Genomic DNA, 15,832 nt, shown 5'->3' on the forward strand with positions numbered 1-15,832 from the left:
CAGCAGGACATCGGAACGGCTGAAACGAATGGGCACGCGACCAGGCGCGTTCGCCGAAGCGACCAACACCCCCGTCAACGTCCAACCCGGATCGCGCGAAATGCGTGCGCAGGCGGTGCACCGCCTGCAGGTCGGCATGTTCGGCCTGGCTGCCATGCTGTTGCTGGTCAGCCTGGCCAGCGTGATCATGCAGCGCGTGGCCACCGCCGATCGCAGCGTGGTTGCCACCGAACCCTCTGGCAGCGCCAGTGGTGCCCCCGGCAGCGACCCGCTGGTCGACCTGGGTGTAGCCCCCGAAGTGCCCGTGGCCGGCAATGCCGCACCCCATGCAAAGGTGAAGCCGGCGCATTGATTGCGTGGGTTGCGGGAAACAACGGGACAGCGTGTCCCAACAACGGCGTTTTCCCCGCGATTGCTGGTGTTTGCATAGTGCGAATCGCCGCAAAACAGGCAAATGGCGGCGCGCAACGCAGTAAGGGTTCATACGCGAAAGCCTTGCCGGGCGTTTCTATTGGTATGGCATCTTTTCATTATTTAACAGATATTTGTTTGGTTAATGCGTTGCTTGGCGCAGGGCGCGGTGTCGGCGTAGACTGTGCATCAGTCGCGGAAAATCGCGCTTTTTACCGCCTTTTCCCGTAATTTCCCGTTGTAGCCCGTCCAATCCCACGATATGAACCGGATATCGGGACTGAATCCTTGTCGCATCCATCGTGGATGAACCGCCGTGCATGGCAGCGCGGCGGGCAGAGAGGCTTTTGTCGCGTCAGGTTGGGGGCACGGGGTGGCGGGATTTCCGTCAAATTACTTTGGCAACGGCTTTTCGCCTCGCGGCGACAAGAGCCGCTTTGTCCTGCCCACCGACTTTCGCACCACCGTCCAGGCCGCCTCTGATGCACAGATCCTGTGCCTTGATCTGCACCACAAGCTGCCCTGCATGGTCGGGTTCGGGCTGTCGCGCGCCAACGGCTTTGGCGACCAGATCCTGCACGAGGAACGCGTTGCGCTGGAACGCGGCGAACCGTTCGATCCCGATGAACGCGCCGCCCAACTGTTCGGCTTCCTGCGCACCAAATTCGATGATTCCGGGCGGTTCATCCTGCCCGAACACCTGGCCGAACAGGCGCGGGTGGGCGATTCCCTGTATTTCCATGGCGGCGGCAGCCATTTCACGATCTGGGCGCCCGAAGTGCTGTTCACGATGGGTGCCGGCTGGGACAGCGCCAAGGCGACCTGTCGCGCGCTGATCGCCGACGGCGGCGGACGGGGGCGGCGCAAATGACCGCCCTGCATATCCCGGTCCTGCTTGACGAAGTGATCGCCGCACTTGCGCCTGCGCCCGGCATGATCATGGCCGACGGCACCTTTGGCGCAGGCGGCTATACCCGTGCCATCATCGCAGGCGGCGCGCGCGTTCATGCTTTCGACCGCGATCCCGATGCGATTGCCGCCGGCCGCACCCTGGCCGAGGCGAACGGCGCCGATCCTCTGCTGATGCTGTACCACGCGCGTTTTTCCGATCTGGCCGACGCGTTGCGCGACGGCGGGGTAGGGCAAATCGATGGCGTTGTGTTCGATATCGGCGTCAGCTCGATGCAGCTGGACCAGCCCGAGCGCGGCTTTGCCTTTTCCACCGATGGACCGCTTGACATGCGCATGGGCCGCGACGGGCCCAGTGCTGCCGATTTCCTGAATCTGGCGGCCGAAGCCGATATCGCCGATGTCTTGTTCCGGTACGGCGAAGAACGCCAGTCGCGGCGTATTGCGCGCGCCGTAGTCGCCGCGCGTCCGCTGACCACCACGCGCCAGTTCGCCGATGTGGTGCGTCGCGCGCTGGGCTGGCACCCCGGCATGCCCAAGGACCCGGCCACGCGCAGCTTTCAGGCGGTGCGCATTCATATCAACGGCGAACTGGACGAACTGGCCGCAGGCCTTGCCGCCGCCGAAGCCGTGCTGGCCCCTGGCGGGCGGCTGGCAGTGGTGACGTTCCACAGCCTGGAAGACCGCATGGTCAAGCAATTCCTGCGCGAAGCGTCGGGCATGGTGCCCGCCGGATCGCGCCATATGCCCGAACCCGTGCGCAAGGCTGCGCCGGCGTTTGAAAAACCATCGTCCGCCATCCGCCCGGGTGATGCGGAAATTGCGCGCAACCCCCGCGCGCGTTCAGCCACTTTGCGTTGGGCCGTCCGTAGCGACGCCCCGGCCCGTAACCAGAGGGATCTTGCCGCATGATCGTCACTGCGGGGCGTTTGCGCTCGATGGGATGGATCGCCGTCCTGGTGGTCTGTGCCGCATTGGTGATGGTGCTGGCGTTTCGCGTCAACGCCTTGCGCAGCCAGGTGCACCAGTCGCAGGCGCGGATCGTCGCCCTGAAGCAGGAGACGATGTATCTGGAAACCGAATTCGAAACCCGCGCCAACCAGCAACAGCTGAAAGCGTGGAACGACGTTGAATTCGGCTTTGTCGCGCCGGCATCGACCCAGTACCTGGATAACGAACGGCAGCTTGCCTCTTATGCCAAGCCGATCGAGCCCGGCGCGCCGGCACCGGTGCGCGTGGCCAGCGCGGATGACACAGCGGCCCCCTATCCCGCCATGGTGTCGCCCCTGACCGGCAAGGCGATGGGCGAAGCGGCGGACCACGCCAAGGTCACGCGGGCCAGCGTCAGCGATGACAGCGACGATGCACCAGTGGCAAAGCGGTCTGCCAAACTGGTTCCGGCGGTGGCGACGGTCACACTGGCCGGGCTGGGTGACCGGCTGTCGACCGTGCGCCACGCAAGCCACGACAAGCCGGCGCACGACAAAACCGCCAAGGACAAACCCGCCCACGACAAGTCGGCCAGGGACAAGGCCACCGCGCACGCAGCGGGCAAAGATGCCAAGACGCATGATACCACGGTCCGCACGGCCAAGGCCGGCGAAACCAAGCCCAAGGCCCACCTGGCCAGTGCCGACGATGCGCACCACCGCGCCCCTGCGGGCAAGGCGTCGGGTTCGGCGCCGATCAGGCTGGCGCTTAAGGATGCAAAGGCGATCAAGTGAACGCCGGGGTCCCTCCGTCGCAGTTTTCCGGCGCCAGCCCGGCCCGGGTTCTGGCCGGGACATTGACGACCGGTCGGCGGCATTATGCCAATTTGCGCGCGCGTTCGCTGCTGACTGCCAAAATGCGCCTGCTGTGGGTGATCGTCGGGTTCGTGTTTTTCACGCTGACGGCGTTTGTGCGTATCGGGCAATTGGGCATGGCGGCCCAGACCCCCGATCGCGGTGCTGCGGCGGATGCGCTGGTGCCGCCGCGCGCGGAAATCACCGATCGCAACGGCGTGCCGCTGGCCCGCGCGTTTCCTTCGTATTCGCTGTGGTTCAATCCCAAGGCGCTGGGCGCCAAGGGCCTGCCGCTGGTCAAGACGCCCGAAGAAGTTGCCCGCGCGCTGGTGCAGATCTTTCCAGCCGAAGACTACGATGACCTGCTCGACAAGCTGAAGACGGGCAAGCCGACCTATCTGCGCCGCCGGGTCCTGCCGGAAGAAGCGAACAAGGTGTTTGCGCTGGGCGAACCGGCGCTGGAATTCCCGCGCGAAACCCAGCGTTTCTATCCGCAAGGTACGCTGGCCGCGCATGTGCTGGGCTTTGTCGATGCCGATGGCCACGGCAAGCTGGGGATGGAGGAATATCTCAACACCCGGCTGCTCGATCCGCGGCGCCGGGCCGAACCCGTTTCGCTGTCGATCGATTCGCGCGTGCAGGGCGCGGTCGAAGACGAACTGTCGCACGAAATGCTCGAAACCCATGCCAAAGGCGCGGCCGGGATCGTGCTGGATGTCGACACCGGCGAAGTGATCGCGCTGGCATCCCTGCCAAGCTTCGACCCCAACCGCAGCGATCTGGCCGACAACGACCACGTCAAGAACCGCGCAACCAACGAAGTCTATGAACTGGGATCGGTGTTCAAACCGTTTACCATCGCCTCTGCGATCGATGCCGGGGTGATCACCGATATGGCGGTGCGGTATCCGGCCAGACCCCTGCCGGTCGATCACTATATCATTCACGACAGCCATGATTACGGCGCATCGCTGAACGTGCCCGAGGCGCTGATCCATTCGTCGAACATCGTCACCGCGCAGATTGCCGACAAACTGGGCGGGCAGAAACTGCGCAATTCGATGATCGCGCTGGGCATGAACCAGCGCGCACGGATCGAACTGCCGGCCAAGGGATTTCCGATCTGGCCCAGGGGCGAATGGCCGCGCCTGCGCACGATGACCGTGGGGTATGGCCATGGCCTTGCGGTGACGCCGCTGCATCTGGCGCAGGGTTATGCCGCGCTGGTCAATGGCGGGATCTGGCGCCCGGCCACGCTGTTCAAGGTCGATCCGGCGCATGCCTCGGCCGGACAGCGCGTGTTCCAGGCCTCGACCAGCGCACGCATGCGTCAATTGCTGCGCCTGATCGTGGTTGACGGCACGGGCAAATCGGCCGGTGCCGCAGGCTATCGCGTGGGCGGCAAGACCGGCACGGCCGAAAAAGCGGGCAGCAACGGATCGGGTTACAAGAACAAGCACGCGGTGATTGCAACGTTTGCCGCCGCGTTCCCGATGGACAAGCCGCGCTTTGTGGTGATCGCGATGCTGGATCAACCCCAGGCGACGCAGGCGACATCGGGCCAGCGCACCGCGGCGTTCAACAGCGCGCCGGTGGTCGGCCACCTGGTTCCGCGCATCGGCCCCTTGCTTGGCGTGGTGCCCGATGGCAAGCGCGATGTCGACGTAACCGACCTGACACCGCTGGTCGCCAACGGAGACGGGGAATGAAGCTGGCCAGCCTGACCGACATTGCGTTGCCGATGGGTGCGGTGAATGTCACCGGCTTTGCCATCGACCATCGCAAGGTCGCGCCGGGCACGGTATTCGGCGCGTTTCCCGGCACGCGTTTCAATGGCGAAGATTTCATCGCCGATGCCATTGCCGCAGGCGCCGTGGCGGTGGTGGCGCGGCCCGAGGCACAGGTTGCAGGCGCGGTGCATCTGTCCGCCGACGAACCGCGCCGCCTATTTGCGCAGATTGCCGCGCGGTTCTTCACCCCGGTTCCCCCGACCGTGGTTGCGGTGACCGGCACCAACGGCAAGACTTCGACCGTTGAAATGACGCGTCAGATCTGGCGCATGGCCGGGCACCGGTCGGCTTCGATCGGCACGCTGGGGGTGACCACTGCCGATGAAAGCGTGTCGACCGGTCTGACCACGCCCGATATCGTCACGTTTCTGGCAAATGTGTCAGGCCTGGCGCGCGAAGGGATCAGTCACCTTGCCTATGAGGCGTCGAGCCACGGGCTGGACCAGTTTCGCAACGAAGGGCTGCCGGTAACGGCGGGCGCCTTTACCAATCTGTCGCGCGATCACCTGGACTATCACCCGTCGATGGAGGCCTATTTCGCGGCCAAGATGCGCCTGTTTGACGAAGTGGTGATCGACGGTGGCGCCGCGGTCGTGTGGGCCGACGATGCGTGGAGCGCGCAGGCCATCGCCCATGCACAGGCGCGCGGATTGCGGCTGATCACGGTGGGGGAACATGGCGCGACGCTGCGCCTGCTGCGCCGCACGCCCACATTGCTCGGCCAGACGCTGGAGATCGAACACGACGGCGCAACGCGCACGATCACGCTGCCGCTGATCGGCGCGTATCAGGCGGCAAATGCGCTCGTCGCCGCAGGTCTCGTCATCGCCACCGGCGGCGATCCGGCGCGCACGTTCGAGGCGCTGGCGCGGTTGCAACCGGTACGCGGGCGGCTGGAACGCGCGGCGATCACCGCAGCCGGTGCGCCGGTCTATGTTGATTACGCGCACACCCCCGATGCGTTGACCGCGGCGTGTGCGGCGCTGCGCCCGCATGTCGGCGGGCGACTGATCCTGGTGTTTGGCGCGGGCGGCGATCGCGATCCGGGCAAACGCGCGCCGATGGGCGCTGCGGCCTGCGCCGGCGCCGATTGCGTGATCGTGACCGATGACAATCCGCGCGGCGAAGACCCGGGCGCCATCCGCACGGCGATCCTGGCGGGGTGTTCGGCCAAGGCGCGCGAAGTGGGCGACCGGCGCACCGCAATCGCCGCCGGGCTGGCCGAGGCCGGCGCGGGTGATATCGTGCTGATCGCGGGCAAAGGGCACGAACAGGGGCAGATCGTCGGGCGCGGCGATGCCACGCGCGTGCTGCCGTTCGACGATGTGGCAGTCGCGCGGGAGTGGTCGGCATGAATGCTGTGCTGGAATGGCCGGTCGAACCCGATGATGCGTTGGGCACCGCGCTGTGGACTGCCGGGGATATTGCCCGGGCAACCGGGGGCCACGTGGAAGGCGGCGAATTTGCGGTGGCGGGCGCCACCACCGACAGCCGCGAAGTCATGGAAGGCGATCTGTTCATCGCGCTGAAGGGCGAAGGCACCGATGGCCACCGCTTTGTCGATGGCGCACTGTTGCGCGGTGCAGCGGGCGCACTGGTGGCGCAGCCGATCGCCGCGCCGCACGTGCTGGTCAGCGATACGACCGCGGCGCTCGACGCATTGGGGCGGGCGGCCCGCGCGCGGTTGTCAGACGAGGCACAGGTGATCGGCGTGACCGGCTCGGCAGGCAAGACCGGGGTGAAAGAGGCATTGTTTGCCGCGCTCGACCGGTCAAGCCGTGGTCAGGCGCACCGTTCGGTCAAAAGTTACAACAACCATGTCGGAGTGCCGCTAAGCCTGGCGCGCATGCCCGCACGCACGCGGTTTGGCGTGTTCGAGATGGGCATGAACCATGCAGGCGAACTGTCCGCGCTGACCCGGCTGGTGCGCCCCCACGTGGCGGTGGTCACCACGATCGCGCCCGCGCATATCGGGCATTTTTCGGGCGAGGCCGCTATCGCTGCGGCCAAGGCGGAAATTTTCGAAGGGCTTGAGCCCGGCGGCACTGCGATCATTCCGGCCGACAACCCGCATGCCGAACTGCTGGCACGCGTTGCCGCGCAATACGCGGCACGGGTGATCCGGTTCGGCACTGCGGCCGATGCCGATGTGCGGCTGATCGATGCCCTGCCCACGACCACCGGCGGCACGCTGGTCACAGCCGAATTCAGCGGCGCTGCGGGTATGCAGCGCAAGCTGTGTTATACCGTATCGCAGCCCGGCGCGCACTGGGCGGTCAATTCGCTGGCGGTGATGGCGGCCGTGGCCGCGGTCGGTGGCGATCTGGGCGCGGCCGGGCTGGCATTGGCCGAATTGCCCGATCTGGCCGGGCGTGGCGCACGCCATCGTGTGGTGGCGCCAGCCGGCGATGGATCGGGCCGCGCGCTGCTGATCGATGAAAGCTACAACGCCAACCCCGCGTCGATGCAGGCGACCCTGGCGCAACTGGCGGCAACGCCGGCGCGGCGGCGGATTGCAGTGCTGGGCGCGATGAAGGAACTGGGCGCAGGCAGCGATGCCTATCACGCCGAACTCGCGGCGCCGATCATCGCGGCAGACATGGCGCACGTGCTGCTGGTCGGCGCGGAAATGGCGGCATTGGCCGTTGCCTTGGGGAAAACACCGCCAGGCCCGCTTGCCGCCGCGATCGACTTCGTCCACGTGCCCGACGCTGCTGCGGCTGCCGAGATCCTGGCGACAGGGGATTGGGCGCCGCAAGGTGGCGATGCAATCCTGATCAAGGGTTCGAATTCGGTCGGATTGGGGGCGCTGGTCAAGGCGCTGACCCGGCCCGAACCAACCGCACGGGAAGGTCGGACGCCGACCGGAGACGTTTGAATGCTGTATATCATCGCACAGTGGCTGCATTTCGAAGGCCTGACCAACCTGATCCGGTATCAGTCGTTTCGTTCGGGCGCAGCGCTGCTGACCGCGCTGGTGATCGGCCTGATCATCGGACCGCGCTTTATCAACATGCTGCGCATGCGCCAGGGCAAGGGGCAGCCGATCCGCGCCGACGGGCCGCAATCGCACCTGGCCAAGCGCGGCACGCCGACCATGGGCGGGCTGATGATCGTGATCGCGCTGTCGATCGCGCTGCTGCTGTGGATGGACCTGAACAGCCGCTATGTCTGGGCCTGCCTGGTGGTAACGCTGGGCTTTGGCCTGATCGGGTTTCTCGACGATTACGACAAAGTGACCAAGTACGCGCACAAGGGCGTTCCGGCAAAGTTGCGCCTGCTTGGCGAATTTGTCGTGGCCGGGATCGCGGTCTGGCTGGTGGCCGGTGAAACCAATCTGTACCTGCCGGTGCTGAGCAATGTCTATCTGCCGCTGGGGCCGTTCTATTACCTGTTTGCGGCATTCGTCATCGTGGGTGCGGGCAATGCGGTCAATCTGACCGATGGGCTGGACGGTCTGGCGATCATGCCGGTGATCATCGCGGCCGGCACCTTTGCGATCATCGCCTATCTGGCGGGCCGCGCCGACTATGCCCATTATCTGGGCATTCCGCATGTGCCACGGGCAGGCGAGCTGGCTATATTCTGCGCCGCGGTGATGGGTTCGGGGCTGGCGTTCCTGTGGTTCAATGCGCCGCCTGCAGCGGTGTTCATGGGCGATACCGGCAGCCTGGCACTGGGCGGCACGCTGGGCGTGATCGCGGTGTCGATCCACCATGAAATCGTGCTGGCGATCGTGGGCGGGCTGTTCGTGATGGAGGCTGTCTCGGTCATCGTGCAGGTGCTGGTGTACAAGCGCACCGGCCGGCGGGTGTTCCGCATGGCCCCGATCCATCACCATTTCGAACAACTGGGCTGGCAGGAATCGACCGTGGTGATCCGGTTCTGGATCGTATCGATCGTGCTGGCGTTGCTTGGCCTTGCGACGTTGAAAGTGCGGTGAACAGCGCATGATCACTTCGCCACGCTTTGCCGGCCAACGCTTTGCGGTGCTGGGTCTGGCCCGATCGGGCCTGGCCAGCGTCGAAAGTCTGCTGGCCGGCGGCGCCGAGGTGACCGCGTGGGACAGCCGCGAAGATGCGCGCGCCGGGCTTGAAGGGCGTGTCACGCTGGTCGATCCGCTGACCATCGACCTGGCCGGCTTTGCCGGCGTGGTCGTTTCGCCCGGGGTGCCGTTGAACCGCCATCCGATTGCCGCGCACGCGGACGCCTGCGGTGTACCGGTGATCGGCGATATCGAACTGTTCGCGCAGATCCGTGCCGATCTGCCCGCGCACCGCGTGGTGGGCATTACCGGCACCAATGGTAAATCGACCACGTCTGCGCTGGTCCATCATCTGTGCCTTGCCGCCGGGATACCGGCGCAACTGGGCGGCAATATCGGGCTGCCGGTGCTGGGCGAAGTGGCGCTGCGCGCGGGTGGTGTCTATGTGCTGGAACTGTCGAGCTATCAGATCGACCTGACCCGCACGCTTGCCTGCGACGTGGCCGCGCTGATCAACCTGAGCCCCGATCATCTCGATCGCTATGACGGGTTTGCGGGCTATGCCGCGGCCAAGGCGCGGTTGTTTGCCATGCAACATGCGCACCAGCACGCGGTGTTTGGCCGCAGCGATCCGCACACCGCGGCAATCGCCGCCGATGTCGGTGCCGGCCGCGATGCCGCGTTGGTGCATTGCCCCGATCCCGCCATGCTGACAGGTCAGGCCGGGTGGCCCGCGCTGCAGGGGCCGCACAATCTGGAAAATGCCGCCATCGCCATTGCCATTGCGCAGGCGCTGGGCATTGCCGAGACGGTGTGGCGCCCGGCGCTGGCCAGTTTTGGCGGGCTGCCGCATCGCATGGAACGTGTCGCACAAGCAGGCGGCGTGCTGTTCATCAACGACAGCAAGGCAACCAATCCTGCCTCGACCGCGCCCGCGCTGGCGGCATATCCGCGCGTCCACTGGATCTGCGGCGGTTTGCCCAAATCGGATTCGCTCGATGAATGCGCAGGCGCCTTCGGCCATGTGGTGGCCGCCTATGTGATTGGCGAGGCCGGGCCGCGTTTTGCCGAGATCCTGTCGCCGGTCATGCCCGTCACGCGCAGCGAGATGCTGTGCGATGCGGTACGCCAGGCGATGGCGGCAGCACAGCCGGGCGACGTGGTGATGCTGTCACCCGCCTGCGCCAGTTTCGACCAGTTCCGCGATTTCGAGGCGCGTGGCGACGCGTTTCGCGATATCGTCCTGTCGCTGCTGGGCGATCGCGTCGCGCCGGCACAGGCCGCGACCTGATGGCCAGTTCGCCCGATTCGATCAGCCGCGCCGTGCCGGTGCCCACCCGCGATGGCGGGGTGCGTGTGGTGGGCCGTGCCAACCGCTATCGCCGCAGCCGCCGCAGCGAACTGGTGATCTGGTGGCGCGAAATCGATCGCGTGCTGCTGTCGCTGGTCATGCTGCTGGTGGTGATCGGCGCGATCGCGGTGGCGGCGGCATCGCCCGCCAGCGCGCACCGCCTGTCGACCCCGCAAAAGACGCTGAGCGATCTCTATTTCTTCTGGCTGCATCTGCGCTGGCTGGTGGTCGGGCTGCTGGTGATGTTCGTCGCTTCGATCCTGCCCAAGGAGACCGCGCGGCGTCTCGCGATCCTGCTGGCCGCGGCCATGATCGTGGGGCTGGTGCTGGTGCCGTTGGTCGGGTCCGAAGTGAAAGGCGCGCGGCGCTGGCTCAACCTGGGGTTCAGCCTGCAGCCTTCGGAATTTCTCAAGCCCGGCTTTGCCATCGCGCTGGCCTGGATTTTGTCGTGGCGCGTGCGCGATCCGCGGATCCCGGTGATGGGTCTGTCGATCGGCCTGATGGCGCTGGTCGGCACGTTGCTGATGCTGCAGCCCGATTTCGGGTCGACCGTGCTGTTTCTGGCGGTGTGGTTCGTGCTGGTGCTGTTGTCGGGCCTGTCGGTGAACCGGATCGCGTGGAGTGTGGGGGGCGGGGTGCTGGTCTTGGTGCTGGCCTATTTCTTCTATCCCAACGCCACCCATCGCATCGATGCGTTCTGGTCGGGCGGCAGCGAATTCGACCAGGTCGATCTGGCCATGCGCACATTGTTGAACGGCGGCTGGGGTGGCACCGGGCTGTGGCTGGGATCGCGCAAGATGGCGCTGCCCGAGGCGCATACCGACTATATTTTTTCGGTGATTGGCGAAGAGTTCGGCCTGATCATGTGCGGCGTGATCGTGCTGTTGTATTGTGCGATCGTGCTGCGTGTGCTGCTGCGCCTGCTGGACGAGGACGACCTGTTTACCGTGCTGGCCTCGGCCGGGCTGACCGCGCAATTGGCAGGGCAGGCGTTCATCAACATCCTGGTCAATCTGCAACTGTTTCCGTCAAAGGGGATGACCCTGCCGTTGATCAGTTATGGCGGGTCTTCGACGATCGCGCTGTTGCTCGGCGTCGGCTTCCTGCTCGCCATCACGCGGCGCAATCCCTATCTGTCGCGCGAAACGTTCGATCCGAAGGAACGCCTTGCGCCATGACCCTGTCCCGCCATTTTGTCCTTGCCGCCGGGGGTACCGGCGGTCACCTGATCCCCGCCTTTGCGCTGGCGGCCGAACTGGAACGGCGCGGCCACCATGTGGCGCTCGTGACCGATGCCCGGGGCGCGCGCATTCCGGGAAAGCCCGATTTTCTGCCCGCGCATGTCCTGCCGGCGGGCCGGCTGGGCAAAAACCCGGTAACGCTGATCAAGGGGCTGCGCGCGATCTGGCAGGGCCGGGCGATGGCGCTGCGCCTGTTCGAAAGCTTTCAGCCCGCCTGTGTGGTCGGATTTGGCGGTTACCCTGCGCTGCCCGCGCTGCTGGCGGCGCAAGCGGTGCGCATTCCGACAGTGATCCACGAACAGAACGCGGTGCTGGGCCGCGTCAATCGCCTGCTGGCCCGCCGGGTCAATGCCATTGCCACGGCCTATGTCGATGTCGATCGGCTGGACAAACGCCTGGCCGACAAAGTGGTGCAAGTCGGCAATCCCGTGCGCGACGATGTGCTGGCTTTGCGCAAGGAGCCGTTTCCCCCGCTTGACGAACACGGCCTGCTGCGCGTGCTGGTCACCGGGGGCAGCCAGGGCGCCTCGATCCTGTCGGAGGTGGTGCCCGATGGCCTGGCGATGCTGCCGCCTGCGCTGCGCCACCGTTTGCAAGTGACCCAGCAATGCCGCCCCGAAGATCTCGACGCGGTGCGCGCACGCTATGCCGCGCATCAGATCCCGGCGGAACTGGGCAGCTATTTCGAGGATATGGCCACGCGGCTGGCCGAAACGCACGTGTTCATCGGGCGTGCCGGTGCCTCGACCATTGCCGAGCTGACCACGGTGGGCCGGCCTGCGATCCTGGTTCCGCTGCCGATCGCCACCGACGATCACCAGGCTGCCAACGCGCGCGAACTGGTGCGGATGGGCGGCGCGCGCGCCATTCGCCAATCGGGCTTTACCCCCAAGGAACTGGCCAAGCAGGTGCAGGCAATTGCGCTCAATCCCGATGCACTGGCCAATGCCGCGCATGCCGCATGGAACTGCGGACTGCCGCATGCGGCCAGCGATCTGGCCGATCTGGTCGAAAGCTTTGGCGGGGTGCCGCTGCAGGATGTGATCCGCGTCGGGCGCGAAGCGGGACATGGGGCGATGGCCGCCCAACCGGCCGCGGCCACCCGGGCTGTCCGGTCATGAAGGGTGTCGGCGTGGACATCGGCACGATCCATTTTGTCGGCATCGGCGGGATCGGCATGTCGGGCATCGCCGAAGTCATGCACAACATGGGCTATGTGGTGCAGGGCTCGGACATTGCCGAAGGCTATGTGGTCGAAGGGCTGCGCACGCGCGGCATCACCGTGATGATCGGACACGACGCGGCCAATGTGGCGGGTGTGTCGGTGGTCGTAACCTCCACCGCGGTGCGGCGCGACAATCCCGAAGTGATCGCAGCGCTCGAGGCGCGCATCCCTGTGGTCCGGCGCGCCGAAATGCTGGCCGAACTGATGCGGCTGAAAAACACCGTTGCGGTGGCCGGCACGCACGGCAAGACCACCACGACCTCGATGGTGGCCTGCCTGCTTGATGCAGGCGGGGTGGATCCGACCGTGATCAACGGCGGGATCATCAACAGCTATGGATCGAACGCGCGGCTTGGCGACAGCAACTGGATGGTGGTCGAAGCCGACGAGAGCGATGGTTCGTTCCTGCGGCTGGACGGCACGATCGCGGTGGTCACCAATATCGATCCCGAACACCTTGATCACTATGGCAGTTTTGACCGGGTGAAGGCGGCCTTTGTCGAATTCATCGAAAACGTGCCGTTCTATGGCGCAGCGATGCTGTGCATCGATCACCCGGTCGTCCAGGCGATCATCCCGATGGTGCGCGATCGCCGTGTGATCACCTACGGTTTTTCGGCGCAGGCCGATGTGCGCGGCGAAAACGTGACCCCGGTGCCTGGGGGCAACCGCTTTACCGTGGTGCTGCGCCGCCGCGACGGTTCGTTCCACCGCATCGAAGACATCGGGCTGCCGATGCCCGGGCGTCACAATGTGCAGAACGCGCTGGCCGCGATCGCGGTGGCGCGCGAAATGGGCGTGCCCGACGATGTCATCCGCGATGGCTTTGCCAAGTTCGGCGGGGTCAAGCGGCGCTTTACCAAAGTGGGCGAAGTCGCACTCGAAGATGGCAGCGTGACCGTGATCGACGATTACGGCCATCACCCGGTGGAAATCCGTGCGGTGCTGGCCGCGGCGCGCGAAGGCGTGCGCGGGCGGGTGATCGCGGTGGTTCAGCCGCACCGCTTTACCCGGTTGCGCGATCACATGGAGGAATTCCAGGGCGCGTTCAACGATGCCGACATGGTCTATGCCGCGCCGGTCTATGCCGCGGGCGAGGCCCCGATCGAGGGTGTGGATTCGGCGGCCATGGTCGAAGGGATCAAGGCACGCGGCCACCGCAGCGCGCATGTCATCGCCGGTGCCGATGCGCTGGCCCGCGAACTGGCGCTGCAGGTGCGCGCCGACGACATCGTGGTGTGCCTGGGCGCGGGCGATATCACGCGTTGGGCCGCTGGCCTGGCCGATGCGATCCGGCGCGCGCGGGACGCGGCATGATCACCCCGCGTGGCAAGCTGACCCCGCAGGCGCCGCTGGCACCGCTGGTGTGGTTCAAGGCCGGCGGCACGGCGCAATGGCTGTTCGAACCCGCCGATGCCGCGGACTTGGGCGCATTTATGGCGGCACTTGCCCCCGATGTGCCGGTGATGGCGCTTGGGCTGGGGTCAAACCTGATCGTGCGCGACGGCGGCGTGGCGGGCGTGGTGGTGCGGCTGGGCAAGGCCTTTGCCGGGGTGCGCACTGTCGATCCGGTCGTGCTCGATTGCGGTGGCGGGGCGTCGGGTGTGCTGGTGTCTTCGACCGCGCGCGATCACGGCATTGCCGGGCTGGAATTCCTGCGCTCGATCCCAGGCACGGTCGGCGGATTCGTGCGGATGAATGGCGGAGCCTACGGCTGCGAGGTCAAGGACGTGCTGGTGGATTGCGATGTGGTGCTGCGTTCGGGCCAGGCGGTCACGCTGACGTGCGCCGATCTGCACTATGCCTATCGCCATTCCGATCTGGCCGACGGCGCGGTCGTCGTTGCGGCGCGGTTTCGCGGGCGCCCCGGCGAACCGGCGGCAATCCAGGCCGAGATGGACCGCATCGCCGCAGCGCGCGAAGCATCGCAACCTTTGCGCACCAAAACCGGCGGTTCGACCTTCAAGAACCCGCCGGGGCACAAGGCCTGGGAACTGGTCGATCGGGCCGGGTGTCGCGGGCTGACCCTGGGCGGCGCGCAAGTCAGCGACAAACACACCAACTTTCTGATCAATATGGACAATGCCACCAGTGCCGAGATCGAGGCGCTGGGCGAACTGGTGCGCGACAAAGTGCGCGCCGCATCGGGCGTGGATCTGCAATGGGAAATCAAGCGAGTGGGCAACAAGGCGTGACAGGTCCCAAACTACATGTCGCGGTCCTGATGGGCGGCTGGTCGAACGAACGCCCGGTTTCGCTGATGAGCGGCAACGGCGTCGCCGACGCGCTTGAGGCGCGCGGCCACCGCGTGACGCGGATCGACATGGGCCGCGATGTGGCGCAGGTGCTGGCGCAGACCGCGCCCGATGTCGTGTTCAACGCGTTGCACGGCACGCCTGGCGAAGACGGCACGGTACAGGGCATGATGGATCTGATGGGGCTGACCTATACCCATTCGGGTCTGGCCGCCTCGGTCATCGCCATTGACAAGGAACTGACCAAACAGGCGCTGGTGCCGCACGGTATTCCGATGCCCGGCGGTCGCGTGGTACGGGTTTCCGAAATTTACCGCCACGATCCGCTGCCGCGCCCTTATGTTCTGAAACCCGTCAACGAGGGATCGTCGGTGGGTGTGGCGATCGTCACCGACGGCGGCAATTACGGCAATCCGATCGCGCCGAGCGTGCCGGGGCCGTGGCAACAGTTCGACACGTTGCTGGCCGAACCGTTCATCCGCGGACGCGAACTGACCACGGCAGTGCTGGGCGACCGCGCGCTGCTGGTGACCGAGCTTAAGACAAAGTCCGAATTTTACGACTTTGACGCCAAATACACCGACGGCATGACCGATCACATCTGCCCGGCGGATATCCCCGAGGATGTGGCCGAGGCCTGTCGCGATATTGCCTTGCGCGCGCACCGCCTGCTGGGCTGTCGCGGCACCAGTCGCAGCGATTTCCGCTGGGACGACGAACGCGGGATCGACGGGCTGTTTCTGCTCGAGGTCAACACCCAGCCGGGCATGACCCCGCTCAGCCTCGTGCCCGAACAGGCGCGGGCATTGGGCATGGATTACGGCGAACTTGTCGAAGCGATCATCGCCGAAGCGCTGACGCAAACAAAGGAGGCGCGCTGA

At 65.9% G+C, this 15,832-nt stretch carries 14 protein-coding genes; all 14 read left to right on the forward strand.

Annotation, left to right across the window (positions count from 1 at the left end; translation table 11 throughout):
• Positions 1 to 28 precede the first annotated feature (28 nt).
• Complete coding sequence (locus G404_RS0114030) at positions 29 to 352, forward strand: hypothetical protein (protein WP_245584535.1); 324 nt, start codon at positions 29 to 31, stop codon at positions 350 to 352.
• Between the two features lie 432 nt (positions 353 to 784).
• Positions 785 to 1,282: a division/cell wall cluster transcriptional repressor MraZ gene (locus tag G404_RS0114035; protein WP_028641652.1), complete on the forward strand. Its 498-nt coding sequence runs from the start codon at positions 785 to 787 to the stop codon at positions 1,280 to 1,282.
• The gene (gene rsmH, locus G404_RS0114040) at positions 1,279 to 2,232 is read left to right on the forward strand and encodes a 16S rRNA (cytosine(1402)-N(4))-methyltransferase RsmH (RefSeq protein ID WP_028641653.1); all 954 of its coding nucleotides are present in this window, start codon (positions 1,279 to 1,281) and stop codon (positions 2,230 to 2,232) included. Before G404_RS0114035 ends, rsmH begins: the two co-directional genes overlap by 4 nt.
• Entirely contained in the window at positions 2,229 to 3,044 is an 816-nt protein-coding gene (locus tag G404_RS0114045; protein ID WP_028641654.1) for a hypothetical protein, read from the forward strand. The genes rsmH and G404_RS0114045 overlap by 4 nt, the downstream gene beginning before the upstream one ends.
• Before the next feature lie 50 nt (positions 3,045 to 3,094).
• Positions 3,095 to 4,813, forward strand: a complete 1,719-nt coding sequence (locus G404_RS0114050) for a peptidoglycan D,D-transpeptidase FtsI family protein (RefSeq protein WP_028641655.1) — start codon at positions 3,095 to 3,097, stop codon at positions 4,811 to 4,813.
• Entirely contained in the window at positions 4,810 to 6,249 is a 1,440-nt protein-coding gene (locus G404_RS0114055) for a UDP-N-acetylmuramoyl-L-alanyl-D-glutamate--2,6-diaminopimelate ligase (protein WP_028641656.1), read from the forward strand. Before G404_RS0114050 ends, G404_RS0114055 begins: the two co-directional genes overlap by 4 nt.
• Positions 6,246 to 7,772 carry a UDP-N-acetylmuramoyl-tripeptide--D-alanyl-D-alanine ligase gene (locus G404_RS19145; protein ID WP_051280725.1) on the forward strand — a complete coding sequence of 509 codons (1,527 nt, stop codon included), beginning with the start codon at positions 6,246 to 6,248 and terminating at the stop codon, positions 7,770 to 7,772. The genes G404_RS0114055 and G404_RS19145 overlap by 4 nt, the downstream gene beginning before the upstream one ends.
• On the forward strand, positions 7,773 to 8,837 hold the full coding sequence (gene mraY / locus G404_RS0114065; protein ID WP_028641657.1) for a phospho-N-acetylmuramoyl-pentapeptide-transferase: 1,065 nt from the start codon (positions 7,773 to 7,775) through the stop codon (positions 8,835 to 8,837). It abuts the gene before it with no gap.
• A 7-nt stretch (positions 8,838 to 8,844) separates the two neighbouring features.
• Entirely contained in the window at positions 8,845 to 10,170 is a 1,326-nt protein-coding gene (gene murD, locus G404_RS0114070; RefSeq protein ID WP_028641658.1) for a UDP-N-acetylmuramoyl-L-alanine--D-glutamate ligase, read from the forward strand.
• Positions 10,170 to 11,408, forward strand: a complete 1,239-nt coding sequence (locus tag G404_RS0114075) for an FtsW/RodA/SpoVE family cell cycle protein (RefSeq protein WP_084601354.1) — start codon at positions 10,170 to 10,172, stop codon at positions 11,406 to 11,408. The genes murD and G404_RS0114075 overlap by 1 nt, the downstream gene beginning before the upstream one ends.
• Positions 11,405 to 12,592 (forward strand): undecaprenyldiphospho-muramoylpentapeptide beta-N-acetylglucosaminyltransferase, encoded by a 1,188-nt coding sequence (gene murG / locus G404_RS0114080; RefSeq protein ID WP_028641660.1) that lies wholly within the window; start codon positions 11,405 to 11,407, stop codon positions 12,590 to 12,592. The genes G404_RS0114075 and murG overlap by 4 nt, the downstream gene beginning before the upstream one ends.
• Positions 12,589 to 14,013, forward strand: a complete 1,425-nt coding sequence (gene murC, locus G404_RS0114085) for a UDP-N-acetylmuramate--L-alanine ligase (protein WP_028641661.1) — start codon at positions 12,589 to 12,591, stop codon at positions 14,011 to 14,013. The genes murG and murC overlap by 4 nt, the downstream gene beginning before the upstream one ends.
• Positions 14,010 to 14,891 (forward strand): UDP-N-acetylmuramate dehydrogenase, encoded by an 882-nt coding sequence (gene murB, locus G404_RS0114090; protein ID WP_028641662.1) that lies wholly within the window; start codon positions 14,010 to 14,012, stop codon positions 14,889 to 14,891. Before murC ends, murB begins: the two co-directional genes overlap by 4 nt.
• Positions 14,888 to 15,832, forward strand: a complete 945-nt coding sequence (locus G404_RS0114095) for a D-alanine--D-alanine ligase (protein WP_028641663.1) — start codon at positions 14,888 to 14,890, stop codon at positions 15,830 to 15,832. Before murB ends, G404_RS0114095 begins: the two co-directional genes overlap by 4 nt.

Origin of the sequence: Novosphingobium acidiphilum DSM 19966 (genome assembly GCF_000429005.1) — a bacterium.
GTDB classification, from domain to species: domain Bacteria; phylum Pseudomonadota; class Alphaproteobacteria; order Sphingomonadales; family Sphingomonadaceae; genus Novosphingobium; species Novosphingobium acidiphilum.